Below are 20,111 nucleotides of genomic sequence, written 5' to 3'. Positions count from 1 at the left end.
TGATTATGAAACGAAAGATTATTCATGTTGATATGGATGCTTTTTTTGCATCTGTAGAACAACATGATAATCCAGAATATAAAGGAAAACCTGTTATTGTAGGCGGTCTGTCGGGGAGAGGAGTAGTTTCAACTTGCTCCTATGAGGCAAGAAAGTACGGAATACATTCTGCAATGCCGATGTACATGGCGAGGAAACTATGTCCACACGGTATTTTTCTTTCTGTAAGGAGAAAAAGATATGAAGAGGTCTCAAAACAAATTTTTGATATCCTGTACAGTATAACTCCTCTGGTGGAACCTGTTTCTATAGATGAAGCCTATCTTGATGTTACAGATATTGACAAAAATCCTGAGGTTATTGCCAAGGAAATAAAAAAGAAAGTGAAAGAGACGACGGGCCTTACCATTTCTGCAGGAGTTTCCTATAACAAATTTCTTGCGAAACTTGCTTCTGATTGGAATAAGCCAGACGGATTTACGGTCATAACGGAGGACATGATTCCCGACATTTTAAAACCACTTCCTGTTTCCAAAGTTTATGGCATAGGGGAAAAATCCGAAGAAAGACTTAAATCTATGGGAATAAATACAATAGGTGACCTTTTAAAACTGTCACAGGAGAATCTTGTCGAAATTTTTGGTAAAGTAGGTGTGGAGATATATTTAAGGATCCGCGGCATTGATGAGAGGCCTGTTGAAACTATGAGGGAGATTAAATCTATAGGAAAGGAAAAAACATTAGAAAAAGATACAAAAGATAAAAAACTTTTGCTTCACTATGCGAAATTATTTTCCGACATAATATCGGAAGAATTGTTTAGAGCGGGGCTTTATGCCAGAACAGTTACTGTTAAGATGAAGACATCAGATTTTGCTATTCACACCAAAAGCAAAACTTTAAATAAATATATACGATTAAGTGAGGACATATACAATGTAGCCTACGAAATTATTGAAAATATAAAATTGGACCAGTATATAAGGTTGATTGGACTATCTGTTTCTAATTTGAGCGCAGTAAAGTATGAGCAATTGTCGTTTTTGGATAAAAGTGTTGTCAAGTCTATTAAGGCAGAAAACATAGCCAGAGAAATAAATAAAAAAATAGGGCAGGAGATAGTGAAAAAGGCCAGCGAGCTTTTAAATAATAAAACGAAACAATGGAGGGATTAAATGGAAGCTAAAGAAAGGCATAAACGCAATATTGCGAAAGAAATTATAGAACTGGCATGGCCTTCTATAACAGAACAAATGCTTATAATGACAGTTGGAATGGTGTCAACTATATTTGTAGGACGTGTGGGAACAAATGCAATTGCAGCTGTGGGGATGATTAATTCTCTTATTTTTTTCTTTCAAGCTATTTTTGCAGGCCTTGCTACTGGATCTACAGTAATTGTAGCAAGGCTTATTGGCGAAGAAGATGAGGGAAGTGCTCGCGTTGCTGTTATGCAATCCCTTATTATGAGTATTGCTGTTTCTATAGGTTTTACTGTTCTTGGATATATTTTTGCGGTACCTCTTATTAAAATTTTTTTTGGTAGTGTATCTCCCGATGTTTTTAAATTGGCTTTAATATATTATAAAATAGTGATTTTAGGTATACCTTTTATGATAGTTGAAATTGTAATAGCAGGAGCATTAAGAGGAGCTGGGGATACTAAAACACCAATGTATATAACAGCTATAGTAAATGTCATAAATCTTTTATTAAACAGTATACTTGTTTTTGGAGTACATTTTCATAGTGGATATGTAGTACCTCCTTTAGGCGTAAAAGGTTCTGCACTTTCTGCTACAATCTCAAGAACGATAGGAGGTTTTTTGCAATTATATATCTTGTATTTTGGCAAAAGAAGGATTAATCTTGACATAAAAGAAAAAATACGGCTGAACTTTGACATGATGATGCGGATTATACGGGTAGGGATACCAGCTTCTTTGGAACAAGTAATAATGCAAGGTGGTTTTCTTGTAGTTCAGATTATTGTCTCTACAATGGGAACAGTTTCGATGGCAGTATATCAGATTGGTATGAATGCGAATAGCCTTGCTTTTATGCCTATATTTGGTTTTTCCTTAGCTGCAACTAGTTTAGTGGGTAGAAGTCTTGGAGCAAAACGTTTGATGTTAGCAGAAATATATGCAAAGGTTTCAAGAAATATTGCTGTTGTTGTGATTTCTATTATAGGCTTTTTTATGTTTATATTTTCAAGACAGCTTGCAGCGCTTTATACTACTGACCCTGTTGTAATAAAAATATCTTCTGATATTATAAAGATTTTTGCTGTGGTAGAACCTTTGCTTGCTATATTAAATGTCATGGCAGGAGTATTAAGGGCTGCAGGCGACATTCCTTATATTGTTCTTTCAACTTTTATTGGCTTATGGCTTTTTAGAGTGACAATTGGTTACACTTTGGGGAAAGTTTTTGGCATAGGAATATATGGAATTTGGATTGGCATATGTATCGACTTTGTTGTGAGGTCAGTAATGTATAGTTATAGGTTTAAAGCGGGTAGATGGAAGTACATAAAAGTGTAGACTACACAAATTTATCACATATTCTTAATTTTTACATAACAATTTTTTGATATGCTTAATTACGACATCAATTTTTTAGAAGAGGTGGATTTATGAAGAAGAAATATTTGTATGTGATTATTGCTGTTTTGATCAGTGGCATTGTTACTTTTTATTTTGTAAACAGAGCCAAATCATCACAACCTCGACAGTTTTCATATGCTACAGTTACTCGTGGTAATATTTCCATGAAGGTTACTGGGACCGGAAACATAACGAATGATGTAAGAGTAATTACTCTAAAAGGTAATGGTACAGTTAAAAAAGTATATTTTAAAGAAGGAGATACAGTAAAAAAAGGTGATTTGCTTTACGAAATTGAAAACGAAAGCTTGAAACAACAAATTGAAGAAGCAAAGTTAAACGTCGATTTAGCTGCTCAACAGCTAAAGTCCGATTTAGAAAGTTACAATAAGAGTATTGCTAATTTAAAAATAACTTCTCCTTCAGACGGAATTGTAGATAGCATTCTTGTACAAAAGGGGCAAAATGTAAGTGCAGGAACTCAAGTAGCAACAATTGCTGATTATTCTCATGTGACTGTCAGAGTTCCTTTTAATTCGGTACAGATAAAAAACATTAAAGTTGGGCAAAAAGCAGATATATTTTTGTATGATTCTTTAACAACTATAACAGGCACTGTCGAATATGTTTCTCATCAAGCGGTACCTCACAATACTATGGAATATTATTACGTGACAGTTGGGCTTGATAATCCGGGGGCACTAAGCGACGGAATGAAAGTTCAAGTTTCAATACATACAGACAATGGAGTAGAAAAAGCATTAGAAGACAGTACACTAACTGTTAAAAATACAGTCACTGTAATAGCTAAGACATCTGGTACTGTTGAAAAAATAAACGTAACAGAAGGAGAAAATGTAAAGAAGGGAACGCTTCTTGTAGAATTATCCTCAGATAATATTAGTGATACACAGATTCAAAATGACAAATTAGCATTAACACAAGCTCAAAATAATTACAATGAGCTTTTAGAACAACTTGAAAATCTAAAGATTTATTCACCAATAGATGGTAAGATAGTAAGTCAAAATATAGAAGAAGGAGATGTATTAGGTAGTTCAACTAGTGATAGCACTACAAATGGCAGTCAATCAAGTCAGTTAACTTTTGTACCTATTTCAGATGTAAGTGAATTATCTAATTATGAAAGTGAGGCTGAAACAGCAGTAATAGTGGGTAATGGAAATTATACAGTTAATCTTTCTGTAGATGAAGCAGACATAAAAAACATTAAAGTAGGTCAAAAAGCCGAAATTACAACAGACGACTTGCCAGGTAAAACTTTCACGGGTACTGTTACAGCAATATCTCAGCTTCCCACTGTTGAAAATGGTGTTTCTTCATACACTGTAACTATTGAACTTGATTCAAACAGTGATTTGATGTTAGGAATGTCTGTAAATATATCTATTATTGTAGCTGAAAAAGAAAATGTCTTGCTTCTTCCATTACAAGCTGTACAAACTAATGATGATAAAAAATATGTAATATTATATACAGATGATTTAAAGAATCAAAAAAATAAAGATAATACTACTAAAACCTCGTTGGAAAATAACATCAGGTTTATCGAAACAGGAATTTACAATGACAGTTATATAGAAATCACAAGTGGATTAGAAGAAGGAGACAAAGTTTTAATCCCTACAACTAGTTCTTCTACAAATACTAACTCGCAACGAGCTGGTTTTGGAATAATGGGTGGACCTGGCGGTGGACCTGTACCAGGAGCGAATCCACCTAGAAATAAGCCAAGTCAAAGTGGCAGTAGAAGTAGTGGAACATCTTCAAAGTAGTTCACAAGGGGGTAAATAATGAGTAACGTTTTAATAAAAGTAAGAAATTTAACAAAAATTTATAAAATGGGCGAAAACGAGGTAAAAGCTTTAGATGGTATAAGTTTTGACATTGAAAAAGGAGAATTTGTATCAATTGTGGGACAATCGGGTTCAGGTAAAACAACTCTAATGAATATACTTGGTTGTCTAGATGTAAAAACTTCTGGAGAATACTTTCTAAATGGCATAGATACAAGCAAACTTTCTGACAATGAATTAGCAGATTTAAGGTGTAGAGAAATAGGATTCGTTTTTCAAAATTTCAATTTACTTCAAAAAATGACAGCTTTAGAAAATGTAGAATTACCTATGATATATAAAGGTGTTCCTGCAAAAGAAAGGCGAGAAAGAGCTGAAATGCTCTTAGAAATGGTAGGACTTAAAGAAAGAATGCATCATCGACCGAATCAATTATCAGGAGGACAGCAGCAAAGAGTTGCGATAGCAAGAGCACTTGCAAATGACCCTCCTCTCATACTAGCAGATGAACCAACGGGAAACTTAGATTCAAAAAATGGTAGTGAGATAATGAAAATAATAAAGGAGTTGAATGAGAACGGGAATACAGTAGTACTCATAACTCATGACCCTAATATAGCTGCACAGGCAAAAAGAATAATAAGAATAAAAGATGGGCACATTCTAGAAAACGAGGTGTTACCATAGTGAGATATGTTCAAGTTGTAAAGATAGCTCTACGTAGTGTTTTAAGTAACAAAATGAGATCCTTTCTCACCATGTTGGGGATTATAATAGGTGTCACAGCTGTTATAGCCTTAGTAAGTATAGGCCAAGGCTCTACAAGAAGTGTTACTTCTCAGATACAAAGTATGGGTTCAAACCTTATAATGGTAAACATAAGAGGAAGAGGAAGAGAAAGCTCTTTAACTTATGACCAAGCTATTGCTTTAGGAGACTCAAACCATATAGCTGCTATATCTCCAGTCATATCTACCAGTGTAACGGCTATGTACGGAGATAATTCAGTGGACAACACAACAGTAAATGGGGTTAATGGAGATTATCAGTCTATAAGAAACATAGAAATAGCAGTTGGCAGGTTTATTTTGCCAATGGATGATGAAGGGAGGAACAAAGTAGCAGTTCTTGGCAGCAATGTAGCGAGCGAGCTTTTTGGCTTTACTGACCCTCTTGGTAAGACTATAAAATTAAATGGCCAAAACTTCACGGTAGTAGGTATTTTGTCCCAAAAAGGTTCTTCAATTGCAGGTTCTGATGATGATTCAATATTTATACCCCTTAAAACAATGTTCTACTTTGCAAAAAATAAAGACATAACACAAATATATATAGAAGCTACAAGCCCAAATACGGTTGAACTCGCTAAAAACGAAATAACCAGCAAACTGCTAACTATATTTAAAGGCGATACAGATGCCTTTAGAATAATGGACCAATCAGAAATTTTATCTACAGTAAATAGTGTTACTAACACATTGAGCTTACTACTTGGCGGGATTGCAGGAATTTCTCTTTTAGTTGGTGGAATAGGCATAATGAATATAATGCTTGTATCTGTTACTGAAAGGACGAGAGAGATAGGGATAAGAAAAGCATTAGGAGCCAAAAAAAAAGATATATTACTTCAGTTTATAGTTGAGTCATTAACTTTAAGCGGATTAGGAGGAATAGTGGGAATTATAGGAGGATACGTATTGTCGATGATATTAGGCTCAGCTATGAATATAAATGCTAAGCCTTCTCTCTCTACAGTATTAATATCCTTTTCCTTTTCAGTGATTGTGGGATTGTTCTTTGGCGTATATCCTGCAAACAAAGCAGCAAATTTAAATCCAATTGAAGCTCTAAGATACGAATAAAATACAAAAAAGGACAAACTTCTTAGTTTTTCTTAGGAGTTTGTCCTTTTTAATATTGCTTTTTTGTCGATAAAAGTTTACAATGTAGTTAATGATAAAGGTGGGAGGTAAGGGTGTTGAAGTGGACTGAATCTTTATCAGTTGGAAATGAACTCATTGACAGTCAACATAAAGAGTTAATAAAAAAAGTAAATGATGTTTTGGAGGCTTGCAACCAGAAAAAAGGCAAAGAAAAAATTGAAGAAGTGATGAAGTTTTTAAAAGATTATACTATAGAACATTTTAGCGCTGAAGAAGACCTCATGAAAAAATATCAATACCCTTCCTATGAAGATCACAAAAAAATTCATGAAGATTTCATTAAAAAAGTAGAAGAATTGGACGAAAAAATAAAAAAAGAGGGCATAAATTTATCAATTATAATGCTTGTCAATAAAACGTTGGTGGATTGGTTTATAAATCACATAAGCAAAGAAGACAAAAAGGTAGGAGAACACATGAAAAAGTTAAAAGGGGGTTTTTAAAATGAAGTGGACAGAGTCTTTGTCTGTAGGAAATGATTACATTGATGAACAGCACAAGGAGTGGATCAGGAGAATCAATGACCTTTTAGAGGCATACAATCAAAAAAGAGGCAAGGAAAAAGTTAGGGAAGCAATGGAATTTGTAAAAGAGTATACTGTAACACATTTTGGCGCCGAACAGGAGCTGATGAAAAAGTATAAATATCCTGAGTATGAAATACATAAACGAATTCATGACAATTTTATTAAAGAAGTCAATGAACTGGATGAAAAAATAAAAAAAGAAGGTCCTACACTCACTAATTTGATGACTGTTAATAGGACTTTAGTAGATTGGGTGCTAAATCACATAAGCTAAGTAGATAAAAAATTAGGAGAGTACATAAAAAACCAAATGTAGTTGAGCCTGTAAATGCAGGCTATTTTTTAATCATAAAATTATATGGTAAAATATTTTTAAATCTAAGATTTAGGGGGTTTTATTGTGAGACTTGTGAGAATAGACAAGGTGCCAAATAAATATGGAATAATTAAAGGGGATAAAGTCATTACATTTGAAAGTGAAGGCTTTGATTCTTACAACTTGGAGGAAGTAAAGCTTTTGCCTCCTTGCCTGCCTACAAAAGCTATATGTGTAGGGCTAAATTATAGGGACCATATAGAGGAAATGGGTGACAAAGAGCCGGCGGAGCCGACATTATTCATAAAACCTTCAACGGCAGTTATAGGCTCTGATGATTTTATAGTCCTTCCGGAGATGTCCGAAAGGGTTGACTATGAGGGGGAATTGGCTGTTGTCATTGGCAAGAAGGCAAAAAATGTATCTGAAAAAGATGCATTAGATTATGTCCTTGGATATACAATAGCTAACGATGTTACTGCAAGGGATTTGCAGGCAAAAGATGGTCAATGGACAAGAGCGAAGTCTTTTGACACCTTTTTGCCCATAGGCCCTTGGATTGAGACAGACTTAGACCCATCTTCTTTGGACATAACTACATATGTGAATGGTGAAGTAAAGCAAAAAAGCAATACCAAACACCTTATATTTAACGTTCCAAAACTTATAAGTTTTATATCCCACATCATGACTTTAAATCCCGGTGATGTTATATTGACGGGAACACCTTCTGGCGTCGGGCCATTAAAATCTGGAGATATCGTAACTATTGAAATAGAGGGGATAGGCAAACTGACAAACAGAGTAAAATAAAGATGGTTGCGACAGGGCTTATTTCGGCTGCTGACAATATTGTGATGTCAAGTATTGGATGCCAAATAAAGCCTGAATCTCTTCACCAAATCTCAATAATGTGGTAACATTTATATAGATGTCTTTTCACTTATAGAGGTGGACGATATGAGCATAAGGTTTATATATGGAAGAGCAGGTACAGGCAAGACTAGCTTTTGCCTTAATGATATAAAAAGAAAATTAAGTGATGGAAAATCCCATCCCCTCATACTTTTTGTTCCTGAGCAGTTTACTTTTGAGGCAGAAAAATATCTTTTAGATACAATTGAAAAAGATGAGAAGATAAGGGCGCAAGTTTTAAGTTTTAAAACTTTGGCAAACAGGGTATTTACAGAGGTAGGGGGTCTCACTCATCAACACCTGACATCATGCGGAAGGTCAATGCTTATTTACAAAATAATGGAAGACGCGCAAGAAGACTTAAAAATTTATTCTCAAGCCTCCAAGCAGCAGGGTTTTATCAAAAAAATTTCAGAAACTATAACAGAGCTTAAAAGATTTGAAGTGTCCCCTGATAAGTTGCTAGAGATAGCTGAAACAATAGATTATTTGGGATTGAGAGAAAAACTGAGGGACATAAGTTTAATATATTCTAAATTTGAAGAGAGTTTACACCAAAATTATATAGACCAAGAGGATGAGTTGGCTCTTTTAGCAGAGAAACTGGAATATTCTTCTCAGTTTGAAGGTGCTGAATTTTGGATAGACGGTTTTACAGGTTTTACGCCAAAGCAGTATAGGGTGATAGAAAAGCTTTTAAAGAAAGCTTCAAGAGTAAATGTAACTCTTTGTATGGACACATCTTGCAATTTCTCTGAAATTGATACTACAGACCTTTTTTACACTACTAAAAAAACAGAAGATAAGCTTTTGGAAATATGTCAGAGAAATAATATATCTTATGGAAAACCGGTGGATTTAAATGGAGGAACACCTAAAAGATTCAGAGAAAGTGAAGAGCTAAGCTTTCTAGAAAAACACTTTTTTTCCTATCCTTACAAAGTATATCCAAGTGAGACAAAGGATATAAGTCTTTTTAAAGCTGTCAACGTATATAGTGAAGTTGAAGAAACTGCGAGAGATATCATAAGACTGGTGAGAGATAAAGGACTTAGGTACTCTGAGATTGTGGTAGCTGCTCGCGATTTAAATAGATATCATAAACTTGTTAAAGCTATATTTTCTCAATATGGAATTCCTTACTTTATAGACCTAAAGATAGAAATAAAAAATAATCCCATCATTGTTTTTATAACCTCCCTTTTTGACATTCATTTAAAGAGATGGTCTTATGAATCTGTTTTTAGGTACTTAAAGACAGGTTTTGCAAATTTAGAAATAGAGGACATAAGCCTTATTGAAAATTATGTACTTGCCAATGGCATAAAGGGAGATAAATGGAAAGAGGAGGCTTGGAATTATAGGCTAGATTACAGATTCGACAGATTGACAATGGAGGAAGAGGAAAAAGAGATAATAGAAAAAGTAAATGAGATAAAAGAGAAAATTACAATTCCATTGCAGGGTTTTTATAAAAAGTTTTCCAAATCAAAAAATGTTAGAGAAGCTTGTGGTACTTTATACGATTTTCTCGTTGAGATGGGGTTGCCTCAAAAGATTCAGAAATTGATTGAAAAATTCAAAGAAGAAAAGGAATATGATACAGCAAATCAATACGCACAGGTTTGGGATATTGTTGTAGATGTTTTAGATCAATTGGTAGAAGTGATAGGGGGAGAGAAAGTTACAGTAGAACAGTTTGCGAAGATACTCAGCATAGGATTTGACGAATACCAAATTGGGACTATTCCTCCTGCCCTTGATGAAGTGCTGGTTACTAGCGTTGATAGGATGAAAAGCCACAATGCAAAAGCACTTTACATAATCGGTGTAAATGACGGTATATTTCCTGCTTCCCATTTTGATGAGAGAATTCTTACAGATGAAGATAGAGAAATTTTAACTTCTCACGATGTGGAGTTAGACAATGATACAAAGACTAAAGTTTTTGAAGAGCAATTTTTAGTCTACACTGCTTTAACTTCCACAAGCAAATTTTTAAGGATAAGTTATCCTATTGCTGACCATGAAGGCAAAAGCATGAGACCTTCCATAATAATTTCCCGTTTAAAAAAGATTTTTCCAAAAATAAAACAATTTAGCAACGTGGTAGAAATGGATACAGCCGAGGAAAATTTAAATCGCGTATCAACACCTTCACCTACTTTTAATGAAATGATAACTGCGATTAAAAAATGGGATGTGACAGATAAAATACATCCTCTGTGGTTGGATGTGTATAAATGGTATGCTAAAAATGATCGTTGGAAACCGAGATTGACAAGAGCTTTAGAAGGTATTTATTACACTAATCAGGTGGAAAAAGTACCTGCTCATAAGATGAAAAAGTTGTACGGGGATAAATTACGTTTTAGCGTATCCAGACTTGAAAAATACGCAGCTTGTCCTTTTGCCTATTTTGTCCAATACGGACTTAAAGCAAGAGAAAGAAAAATATATAGTTTTGAGCCACCTGATTTAGGAATATTTATGCACAATATCCTCGATAGATTTTCAAAAGCGTTGGAGGAAGAAGAACTTACATGGCAAGAGGTTGATAAAGAGTGGTGTGATGAAGCCGTATCAATAATTGTTGATGATATGATACAAAAAATACCAGGTTATATTTTAAACAGCAGTCCTAGGTATAAGTTTCTTGCTGAAAGATTAAAAAGAATACTTTCTAATGCGGTTTGGATTGTATCTGAGCATATCAAGAGGAGTTCTTTTAAACCTGTTGACCATGAAGTTGCTTTTGGTGATAATCAAAAGTATCCTCCTATAAAGATTGAACTATCAAATGGTGAAGAGATAAATCTCATAGGGCGGATAGACAGAATTGACATATTTAAAAAAGAGGATGAAGCTTATATAAGAATAATAGATTACAAGTCTGGCAACAAAACTTTAGACCTTTCTGATGTTTTCTATGGTTTAGAGCTTCAACTTTTGATATATTTGGATGCCATATTGGAAAGCGCAATAAAAGAGGGTACGACTTTGAATCCGGCTGGTGTGTTTTACTTTAAAATAGATTACCCGATTATAAAGGCAGATAAGGATATGTCGGATGAAGATCTGCAAAAAGAGATTTTTAAAAGATTAAGACTAGAAGGGCTTGTTTTAAAAGATGAGCAAATTATAAAAGAGATGGACAAATCAATTGAAGGCACTTCTTATATAATTCCAGCAACAATCAATAAAGACGGGAGCATAGGCAAAAACACCAAAGGAGCTACAAAAGAGCAGTTTGAATTATTGAGAAAACATGTTAAAAAAACTATACAGCGATTGACTGAAGAAATGCTGGAAGGGAACATCTCAATTTCTCCTTATAAAAAAGATAAAGAAACTCCTTGCAAATATTGCCCTTACTCTTCTATCTGCCAATTTGAGAAGAATTTTAAAGATAATGATTACAGGGTTATAAAGACTAAAGATGTTGAAGAAATATGGAGTATGTTAGAACAGGAAGTGAAAACAGATGGAGACTACGTGGACTCATGAACAGCAGTTAGCTATAAATACAAGGGGAAATAACCTATTAGTTGCTGCTGGTGCAGGTTCTGGCAAAACAGCCGTTTTGGTTGAAAGAATTATAAGACTTATTACAGACAAAGAAAATCCTGTAGATATTGATAGATTGTTGGTAGTGACTTTTACAAATGCTGCTGCCTCTGAAATGAGAGAAAGAATAGCAGATGCGCTGATTTCTAAGTTAGACCAAAATCCGGAAGATAGGCGGCTTAGTAATCAGCTAACATTACTTAACAAAGCTACAATCACTACAATTCACTCCTTCTGCTTAGAGGTTGTGAGAAATAACTTTTTTCTCGTAGATTTAGACCCTAACTTTAGAATAGGGGATGAAACAGAGACTTTGCTTTTAAAATTAGAGGCGGCAGAAGAGCTTTTTGAGGAATTGTATCAAAAAGAAGATAATCAGGATTTTTTGATGTTGATTGAAAGTTATGGAGGCACAAGAGACGATAAACCTCTTGTGGATGTTCTTTTAAGATTATATAATTTTGTAAAGTCACTTCCATGGCCTGAAAAATGGCTTATGGAGATGCTATTAAATTTTGAAGTGAAGGAAGATTTTAATTTTGAAAAGTCTCAATGGGCACAAGTCATCTTAGACAGTTTAAAAGTAGAAATATCGGGACTTTTAAATGGAATGTATGTGGCAATTGATAAGCTTCATGCTGAAATTGGGCTCCAAAGCTATCTTGATAATTTTGAAATAGAGGCGGGAAACTTGGAAAAACTTCTAGACTGTGAAAATTGGGAGGAATTTAGAAAACAGATAAATGCCATAAAATTTGATAGACTTCCCAGAGCAGGTAAAGATGCAGACCCTAAAGTAAAAGAAGAAGTGACAAAAATAAGGAATGAGGTTAAAGCTAAAATTAAAGAGATAAGAAATAAGTTTTTTTCAGATGACATAGAAAAGATTGAAGAAGAAATTAAAGTTTTGTACCCTATCATGAAGGCTTTGGTGGATTTGATTTTACTTTTTGATAAAAAATATGCTGATAAAAAAAGGGAAAAAGGCATTATAGACTTTAATGACATTGAACATTTCGCACTAAAAATTTTGACAGAAGTCGATGAAAAGGGTAAAATGAAGCCTTCAGAGGTAGCTTTGATGTATAGAGAAAAATTTCAAGAGATTTTTGTAGATGAATATCAAGACTCTAATTTAATACAGGAAGTTATACTAAGCACTATAGCCCGAGAAGATACACCTAACAGGTTTATGGTAGGGGATGTAAAACAGAGCATATACAGGTTTAGGCAAGCAAATCCGTATATATTTTTTGAAAAATACAATACTTATTCTTCAAAAGAGGAAGATAAAAATAAAAAGATACTGCTTTATAAAAATTTCAGAAGCAGATCCCAAATCATAGATGCGGTAAATTTCATTTTCAAAAAGATAATGTCTAAGAATGTAGGGGAGATAGATTATACGGATGAAGAAAAGTTAAACTATGGAGCAGATTTTGGAACACCTCCTCTTGGTGCCATTGTAGGTGGACCTGTAGAAATACATTTAATAGAGAAAAATGATGAAATCCCTGAGGAGGAAGAAGTAGAGGCTTATGAGGAAGAAGAGGAAGAGGTTATTGATAACATACAAGGAGAAGCAAGGGTTGTATCTCAAAGGATAAAAGAATTAGTCAACCAAAGCGAAAGAGGCATCTTTATGGTTTATGATAAAAACCTCAAAAATTACAGGCCTGTTGAGTATAGGGATATAGTAATACTCTTGAGGGCTACAGAAAGATGGGCACCTGTATTTTTAGAGGAACTTATAAATGCCGGTATTCCTGCTTTTGCGGACACAGGAACGGGATACTTTGAAACAACAGAGATAAAGACTATAATATCCCTCCTTCAGGTGATAGACAATCCAATGCAAGATATTCCCTTGTTGGCAGTCTTGAGGTCTCCTATTTTTTCCTTTACTCCTGAAGAGCTAATTGACATAAGGTTAGAAGAGCCTAATAAGACCATATATGAAGCTCTTAAAAAGGCAGCCCAAAGGCAGGATGAATTAGGACAGAAAATTGTGTTCTTCTTGAAATCTTTAAAAAAATGGCAAGAAAAAGCCATTTATATGCCGGTAGATGAGTTTTTGTGGTATTTATATCAAGACACTGGTTATTATGCCTATGTAGGGGCAATGCCTCAAGGAGTGCAGAGGCAGGCAAACTTGAGGATTTTGTTTGAAAGGGCAAAGCAGTACGAGGAAACAAGTTTCAAAGGATTGTTTAATTTTATTAATTTTGTAACTCGGCTAAAAGGCAGCAGTGGCGATATGGGAAGTGCTAAAATAGTAGGAGAAAATGAAAATGTGGTCAGGATAATGAGTATACACAAAAGTAAAGGTCTTGAATTCCCAGTAGTTATAGTGGCAGGGTTAGGTAAACAGTTTAATTTAAAGGATTTGAGTCAAAGCGTATTGTACCATCATTTATTAGGATTAGGCCCTGAGTTTGTGGACTTCAAAAGAAGAATATCGTATCCCAGCATTGTGAAAGAGGCAATAAAAAACAAAATAAAGTTAGAAAGCCTTTCTGAAGAGATGAGGGTTTTGTACGTTGCTTTGACAAGGGCAAAAGAAAAGTTAATATTAGTTGGAAGTGTCAAAGACATAAAGGAAAAAGTGAAAAAATGGTGCAATATTGCTATGTTGGGAAGTAAAGTGCCTGAGTATGAAGTTTTAAAAGGCAAAAGTTATATAGACTGGATAGGGCCTGCTGTCATAAAGCATCCTGATTTAAAACCTTTGAGAGATTTTGCACATGTACAATGTGCTGCTTTGGAAGAGGATCGTTCTCAGTGGCAGGTAAGAATTTGGGATAAAAAAGATGTAATTATCGATAAAGAAAAAGCTGAAGAAGAAACAAGTTTCTTAGAAAAGCTTAAAGATATAGATTTAAATAGCCCCAGCAGTGAATTTTATGATGAAGTAGCAAGGCGTTTAAATTACGTGTATCCTTATGAAAAGGCCTGTCACTTGCCTGCAAAGCTTTCTGTCACAGAGATTAAAAGAATTTTAAATGAGGAAGTAATAGATGAGGATACTACTTCAATATTTGAAAAAACAGTTCTTAAAACTCCTGCTTTTTTGGAGGAAAGAAAAGGGCTCACTGCTGTAGAAAAAGGGGTAGTTATGCACCTCGTTATGCAAAAATTAGATTTAAATGGGGATTTGACTGCAGAGGGTATAAAAAAGCAAATTAAAAATATGGTGGATAGAGAGATTTTGACAGAGGCACAGGCTAAGGAAGTTGACGTAAAGAAGATTGAAGCGTTTTTTAAAACTCCTCTTGGAATGAGGATGCTGAATTCTCAAAATGTGAGAAGGGAAGTGCCTTTCCACATAAAGCTTAAAAGTACAGAAGTTTACAAAGATTTGCCTGAGGACTATGAAAATGAGTTCATTGCTGTTCAAGGCATTGTTGACTGCTTTTTTGAAGAAGAAGGGGAAATAGTGCTTGTTGATTACAAGACGGATTATGTTACAGAGGAAACCTTAGAGGCGACAAAAGAAAAGTACAAAGTGCAAATAGAACTTTATGGAAAAGCCTTAGAAAAGATTACTGGTAAAAAGGTTAAAGAGAAATATATTTATTTGTTTTTCAATGGAAAGATTCTGAAATATTAAGGGTGATAAAATGAGGATTTTACATACATCTGATTGGCATTTAGGTAAAAGCCTTGAAAACTTTTCAAGGATGGAAGAGCAGGAAAAATTTTTAGAAGATTTTGTGCAAATTGTAGAAGAGAACAATGTAGACCTAGTTATAATTGCTGGAGATGTATACGACTCTTCAAATCCTCCTGCGAAGGCAGAGATGCTTTTTTATAGCACCCTAAAAAGGCTTTCTAGTGGCGAGAGAGTGATTTTGGTTATTGCAGGAAATCATGACAACCCTGAAAGGCTTTCTGCAGCAAGTCCTCTTGCCTACGAGCACGGAGTGATACTTCTAGGTACTCCTAAAAGTATTGTTCACAAGGGAGACTTTGGAAAATTTAAAATTTTAGATTCGGGAGAGGGATACTTAGAAATAGAGATAAAAGGTGAAAAAGCTGTAATTATAGCCCTTCCTTATCCCAGTGAAAAAAGATTAAATGAAATTTTCACAGAGGAAATGGAAGAAGGTAAGAGGCAAAAAAGTTACTCTGAGAGAATTGGAGAAATTTTTAAAAGGCTTTCTGAAAAGTACAGGGATGACACTATAAATATAGCAGTCTCCCACATTTTTGTTTCCGGAGGGGAGGAGGCTGGTTCTGAAAGACCTATTCAATTAGGGGGAAGTTTTGCTGTGGAAATAAGACATCTTCCACAAAAAGCTCAGTATATCGCATTAGGACATCTTCATCGGCCCCAAAAAGTTTCTTCTACACTAAACGCCTATTATTCAGGTTCAGCCCTTCAATACAGCAAAAGCGAGATAAACCATTCCAAATGTGCTTATTTAGTAGACATAAAGGCTGGCACCTCCCCTATAGTGAAAGAGGTTTATTTTAAAAATTACAAACCTATAGAAATATTTAAGTGCGACAATATTGATGAAGCAATTGAAATTTGCAAAGAATACCAAGATAAAAATATATGGGCGTATTTTGAAATAAAGACAGATTCTCCTTTGCCACCTTCTAAGATAAAAGAAATGAAACAAATTTTGCCGAACATAGTTGAAATAAAACCTATTTTGCCAGAAGATGAAGCTCAAGTAGAAGATTATGAAATAACCGAAAAAAGCATGCTGGAACTTTTTGAAGAATTTTACTTAAAAGAAAGAGGAGTAACTCCTTCACAAGACCTTATAGACCTTTTTGTGAGTATAGTAAAAGAAGAGGATGAGGAAGATGAGACCTTTGAAGCTTAGAATATCAGGACTTAACAGTTTTGTTGAAGAACAAGTTATAGACTTTGAGCGTCTTACTGAAAGAGGACTTTTTGGAATATTTGGTCCGACTGGAAGTGGCAAATCTACTATCATTGATGCTATTACTCTTTCAATGTATGGGAAAATTCCTAGAAACAGCAGAGAATTCATAAACACCAACTCTATTTCTACATCGGTAAGTTATGAATTTGAGATAGGAATTGGTGCCGAAAGAAAGAGGTATATAGTAGAAAGAAATATAAAAAAAGATTTGAAAACTGGCGGTTACAAAACTACTTTAGCGAGAATAAGAGAAATGGGGGAAAAGGGAGAAAAAGTTCTATGTGAAGGAGATAGAGAAGTACAAAAGAAAATAGCTGAAATATTAGGTCTTACAGCTGAAGACTTTACGCGATCTGTGGTATTGCCTCAAGGAAAGTTTAGTGATTTCTTAAAGTTGACAGGTAAAGATAGAAGAGATATGTTAGAAAGAATTTTTGGATTGGAGAAGTACGGCAATAACTTGCTTAAAAAAATTAGAGAAGTAAAAAATGAAAAGAATCTTATTTTAAATAGAGTAAGTGGAGAACTCAGCCGTTATGAGGGAGTATCTTCTGAGGCTTTGCAGGAAATGACAAAGAAGTTGGAAATCCTTAAAGGGCAAGAAGAAAAATTAGCCGCCGAAAAGAATCGGTTGGATTTAGAAAAAGAAAAATTAAAAGCAATATGGGAAAAGCAGCAAGAATTAAATCAATATCTTCAAAAAAAGGAACTTTTAGAAGGAAAAATTGAAGAGATAGAGAGAAAGAAAGTAAAAATTAAAAAAGCAGAAAAGGCCTTGTCAGTAAAACCTTATATAGATGCAGTTAATGAAACTAATTCTAAGATAGCTCAAAATAAAGAAGAAGTAGAAAAATATACAAAAGAATTGACGGTAATTGAAGAAAATCTTAAAAAGATTGAAAAGGAATATGATATAGCATTACAAAAAAAAGAAGAAAAAATACCTTTATTGATTGAGAAAGAAGAGAAATTAAAAAGGGCTTTGCAAATTCAAAAAGAAGTTAAGACGATAAATGAAGAAAGAGAGAAGCTTTTAAAGACATACAGGGCTGTCGAGAAAGAAATTGAAAAGCTAAAAAAGGAATTAGAAATATTATCAAATGATATAGAGATTACGAAAAAAGTATTAGAAGATAAAGACAAAAAAATAGAAGAATTAAAAATTAGCTCTGGGCAGAGAGAAAAAATATTCTCTGCGCTAGAAGTCCAAAAAGAATTTGAGAGAATCGAAAAAGACAAGAGGGAAAAAGAGGTAAAGATTTTTGAGTTGGAGGAAGCTATAAAAAGGCAACAGAAAGAGCATGAAAGACTTAAGAATCTGATAAAGCAAAAAGAGGAGGAAATACAAGCTTTAGAAGAAAAAATTAGAAATCTTGAAGGTCATATGCCGCCGACTAGCGATGAACTTCTTATCATGCAGCAGCAGTTGGAAGAACAAAAAAGTAAATTTTTAGAGGCAAAAGAAAATGATGAGTTAAGGCAAAACATTAAAGGAATTTTAGATGAAATTTCTGATTTAAAAGGGAAATTAAAAGAGCAAATAAAAAAACTGGAAGATGACATAAAAACAAAAAGCAAACAATTGGAAAATCTAACTAAAGAAATAGAAGAGATTCAAAGACAAAATATAGCAGGGGAATTGGCAAAAGATTTAGAAGAGGGAATGCCTTGTCCTGTTTGTGGCTCAGTCCATCATGTAAAATTGGCTCAAAAAATAGATGAAGAATTAATAAATGAAAAAAGAGCTTTTGAGGAGATTTTTAAAAGAGAAATTGAAGAATTTCAAAACCAGCTTCTTAAATTAAAAGGGGAGTTGGTAGCTTTAGAAGCAAAAGAAGAATTTCATAAAAAGGAATATGATAGATTAGAGGAAAAACTAAAGGGTATTGATATAAAAGCCTTTGAACAAAATGTAGGGCAGTTGCAACTTAGATTTGAGAAGGCGAAATTAAAAACAGAAAGATGGAATAAAGAAAAAGAGGAAATAAATGCTTTACTTAAAAAGCTGGGAGAAGAAAAGGCACAGTTAGATTTGGAGGAAGCGAGACTAAAAGAAAGCCTCGGCAAGGATGTCAAAGCTCTAAAAGAGTTGAAAGTATCAGTAGAAGAGCTTAGTAGAGCATATTCATGTATTTTAGACCAATTAGAAAGTTTAAGGACAGAATTAGAGATTAGAGATTTTAAACAAAAGGTTATAGAAATAAATGAAAAAGATAGAGAAGTAGAAAAGCTTCAGAAGGAAAGTGAACTTTTAGAGAAGAAACTGGAGGAATTGGTGAATAAAAAAGAGATTTTGTCAAATAAGATTAATGAACTTTTAATAAAAAAAGCTCAGATTGTTGAGATAGGCAAAGAAAAGTCAAAGTACCTCCAAGAAAGACAAAAAGAAATAGATATTTTATCAGAAGGCAAAGAAATAGAGAATTATTTAAAGGAAGTACAGAGAGAAAGAGAAAATATATTGAAAGAAGAAAAAATATTAAAAGAGCAGTTTGAAAATGAGAAAAAGAAGAGGCAGGAGACAGAAAACAAAAAAGTATCAGCTTTAGAAAATCAAATTTTATTAAACAATATGTTAAAAGATCAGTTTGAAAAACTTAATGCTTCTATTTCGAAAAATGGATTTAAGGATGAAAAAGAAGTTATGGAATGCTTTTTAGATGAAGGTACGATAAAGTCCTTGGAAGAGGAGATAAAAAATTTTGAAAATGAGTATATATCCATATGTTCAAACATTGAGAGGTTGGATTCTACTTTGAACGGGCAGAGGATTGAAGAAGAGGTTTGGAGAAATTTAGAAGAAAAAATCAAAGAGACAGAACAAGCCTTAACTGAAAAAAGAAAAGAGATAGGTGCTACACAAAAAACACTTGAAGATATACAAAATAATCTCCAAAAAGTAGAGGAATTAACTGAGCAAAAGAAAGAACTAGAGCAGTTATTAGATATGTTAGAAGATTTGGATAAACTGTTTCAAGGGAATCATTTTGTGGAGTTTGTGGCTACAAGGCAACTTAAGCTTATTACTTTTTCTGCTTCTAAAAGGCTAAAAGAAATTACAAGAGGAAGATATGCATTAGAATTGGACTCTGACAATAATTTTGTCATGAGGGACGACTTTAATGGGGGGACAAGGCGGTCTGTTGACACTTTATCTGGGGGAGAGACTTTTTTGACTTCTCTCTCTTTAGCTTTGGCACTTTCTTCTCACATACAATTAAAAGGTAGGGCGCCTTTAGAATTTTTCTTCTTGGATGAAGGCTTTGGCAGCCTTGATTCAGAACTTCTTGATGTGGTTATGACATCCCTAGAAAGACTTCGCAATGATAAGATGGTTGTAGGTATAATAAGCCATGTTGAAGAGCTAAAGAATAGGGTACCTGTAAAACTTATCATAATTCCTCCCTCAACTGCAGGAGAAGGAAGTAAGGTGAGGATAGAGTATAGTTAAATAAAGAGAAGGAATCTCTCTTCTCTCTTTACACTTTTTTAGTTACTATTTTTTCAATCAATTAC

Annotated in this window: 12 protein-coding genes; all 12 read left to right on the top strand. The window is 34.0% G+C overall.

The genetic code is table 11. The features are described from left to right. The first annotated feature begins 5 nt into the window (after positions 1–5). The gene (locus I4N53_RS10620) at positions 6–1,175 is read left to right on the top strand and encodes a DNA polymerase IV (protein ID WP_214496202.1); all 1,170 of its coding nucleotides are present in this window, start codon (positions 6–8) and stop codon (positions 1,173–1,175) included. Beyond that, complete coding sequence (locus I4N53_RS10615) at positions 1,176–2,546, top strand: MATE family efflux transporter (protein ID WP_013149717.1); 1,371 nt, start codon at positions 1,176–1,178, stop codon at positions 2,544–2,546. It begins immediately after the preceding gene. Positions 2,547–2,638: 92 nt separating this feature from the next. Then, positions 2,639–4,405 (top strand): efflux RND transporter periplasmic adaptor subunit, encoded by a 1,767-nt coding sequence (locus tag I4N53_RS10610; protein WP_012994377.1) that lies wholly within the window; start codon positions 2,639–2,641, stop codon positions 4,403–4,405. A gap of 18 nt (positions 4,406–4,423) precedes the next feature. Continuing rightward, positions 4,424–5,113: an ABC transporter ATP-binding protein gene (locus tag I4N53_RS10605; protein WP_012994378.1), complete on the top strand. Its 690-nt coding sequence runs from the start codon at positions 4,424–4,426 to the stop codon at positions 5,111–5,113. Then, entirely contained in the window at positions 5,113–6,288 is a 1,176-nt protein-coding gene (locus tag I4N53_RS10600; protein ID WP_214496201.1) for an ABC transporter permease, read from the top strand. The genes I4N53_RS10605 and I4N53_RS10600 overlap by 1 nt, the downstream gene beginning before the upstream one ends. Positions 6,289–6,404: 116 nt before the next feature. Next, positions 6,405–6,812, top strand: a complete 408-nt coding sequence (locus I4N53_RS10595; RefSeq protein WP_214496200.1) for a bacteriohemerythrin — start codon at positions 6,405–6,407, stop codon at positions 6,810–6,812. A gap of 1 nt (position 6,813) precedes the next feature. Further along, complete coding sequence (locus I4N53_RS10590; RefSeq protein WP_013149722.1) at positions 6,814–7,170, top strand: bacteriohemerythrin; 357 nt, start codon at positions 6,814–6,816, stop codon at positions 7,168–7,170. Positions 7,171–7,296: 126 nt separating this feature from the next. Then, entirely contained in the window at positions 7,297–8,025 is a 729-nt protein-coding gene (locus I4N53_RS10585) for a fumarylacetoacetate hydrolase family protein (RefSeq protein ID WP_013149723.1), read from the top strand. Positions 8,026–8,172: 147 nt separating this feature from the next. Beyond that, the gene (addB, locus tag I4N53_RS10580; RefSeq protein WP_214496199.1) at positions 8,173–11,634 is read left to right on the top strand and encodes a helicase-exonuclease AddAB subunit AddB; all 3,462 of its coding nucleotides are present in this window, start codon (positions 8,173–8,175) and stop codon (positions 11,632–11,634) included. Further along, on the top strand, positions 11,612–15,304 hold the full coding sequence (addA, locus tag I4N53_RS10575; protein WP_214496198.1) for a helicase-exonuclease AddAB subunit AddA: 3,693 nt from the start codon (positions 11,612–11,614) through the stop codon (positions 15,302–15,304). Before addB ends, addA begins: the two co-directional genes overlap by 23 nt. Before the next feature lie 10 nt (positions 15,305–15,314). After that, positions 15,315–16,532: an exonuclease SbcCD subunit D gene (locus I4N53_RS10570; protein WP_012994385.1), complete on the top strand. Its 1,218-nt coding sequence runs from the start codon at positions 15,315–15,317 to the stop codon at positions 16,530–16,532. Next, entirely contained in the window at positions 16,513–20,046 is a 3,534-nt protein-coding gene (locus I4N53_RS10565) for an SbcC/MukB-like Walker B domain-containing protein (RefSeq protein WP_012994386.1), read from the top strand. The genes I4N53_RS10570 and I4N53_RS10565 overlap by 20 nt, the downstream gene beginning before the upstream one ends. The last annotated feature ends 65 nt before the right edge of the window (positions 20,047–20,111 follow it).

The organism is Thermoanaerobacter sp. CM-CNRG TB177, from assembly GCF_018588165.1.
GTDB classification, from domain to species: domain Bacteria; phylum Bacillota; class Thermoanaerobacteria; order Thermoanaerobacterales; family Thermoanaerobacteraceae; genus Thermoanaerobacter; species Thermoanaerobacter thermocopriae.
Note: the sequence above shows the minus strand (reverse complement) of the source record. Positions and strands in the feature narration are given on the sequence as shown.

What these genes read in the sequence shown, in the direction of transcription:
- I4N53_RS10620 (WP_214496202.1), top strand. Translation starts at nt 6, where the DNA reads ATGAAACGAAAGATTATTCATGTTGATATGGATGCTTTTTTTGCATCT.
- I4N53_RS10615 (WP_013149717.1), top strand. Translation starts at nt 1,176, where the DNA reads ATGGAAGCTAAAGAAAGGCATAAACGCAATATTGCGAAAGAAATTATA.
- I4N53_RS10610 (WP_012994377.1), top strand. Translation starts at nt 2,639, where the DNA reads ATGAAGAAGAAATATTTGTATGTGATTATTGCTGTTTTGATCAGTGGC.
- I4N53_RS10605 (WP_012994378.1), top strand. Translation starts at nt 4,424, where the DNA reads ATGAGTAACGTTTTAATAAAAGTAAGAAATTTAACAAAAATTTATAAA.
- I4N53_RS10590 (WP_013149722.1), top strand. Translation starts at nt 6,814, where the DNA reads ATGAAGTGGACAGAGTCTTTGTCTGTAGGAAATGATTACATTGATGAA.
- addB (WP_214496199.1), top strand. Translation starts at nt 8,173, where the DNA reads ATGAGCATAAGGTTTATATATGGAAGAGCAGGTACAGGCAAGACTAGC.
- addA (WP_214496198.1), top strand. Translation starts at nt 11,612, where the DNA reads ATGGAGACTACGTGGACTCATGAACAGCAGTTAGCTATAAATACAAGG.
- I4N53_RS10570 (WP_012994385.1), top strand. Translation starts at nt 15,315, where the DNA reads ATGAGGATTTTACATACATCTGATTGGCATTTAGGTAAAAGCCTTGAA.
- I4N53_RS10565 (WP_012994386.1), top strand. Translation starts at nt 16,513, where the DNA reads ATGAGACCTTTGAAGCTTAGAATATCAGGACTTAACAGTTTTGTTGAA.